The organism is Neisseria sp. P0021.S005, from assembly GCF_051956955.1.
Map to the genome: position 1 here is coordinate 1 of NZ_JBQCWY010000864.1, position 601 is coordinate 601.

Annotated in this window: 1 protein-coding gene; it reads right to left on the reverse strand. The window is 47.8% G+C overall.

Translation table 11 applies throughout. The features are described from left to right. Positions 1 to 80 precede the first annotated feature (80 nt). The coding region (locus ACTHUE_RS19830; RefSeq protein ID WP_440424261.1) for an SIMPL domain-containing protein at positions 81 to 601 on the reverse strand (521 nt) is incomplete at its 5' end.

Consider the following 601-nt stretch of genomic DNA (forward strand, 5'->3'; position numbering starts at 1 on the left):
GTTCTAATTATTGAGCAAATAAAAAGGCCGTCTGAAAAATATACTTTCAGACGGCCTTTAAAATGCTTTCAAAGAAAATCCTACATTTGCACCGAGCCGCTGACGGTCAGGCTGATTTCTTCTGAGCCCGTAGAGGCTGGTACGCCATCTTCTATTCCTGCAGCTACTTCTGCAGCAGGGATTGCACGCAACATTTTGGCGTGTGCAAAGTCGCCGCCGACTTGGCGGTTGCCGATGTGGCCCAGGTTGAGTTTAACGATTTTGTAGCTGGAGAAGCCGAGTGTTTGGGCGAGGTTTTGGGCGCGGTCTTTGAAGCGCAGGATGACGGCCTTGCTCAGTTGGTCGACGGTTTCTTCGCGTTTTTCTTTGGATACGGAAAATGAGGAGTTCTCCAAAACGGCGATATTGATGCTGTCGGCAATCAGGCGGTTGAGTGCTTCAAAGTCTTTGCTTTCTACTTTGAAGTAGGCGTGTTCTTCCCAGCCGGTTTGGGTGCGTTTGCCGTTGGTATATTGATAGCGCGGGGATGCGTTGCGTTCCATCAACTCGGCTTTAAATTTGTTGTTTTGAGAGATTTTGTTGAACTGGTTAAATTTTTTCA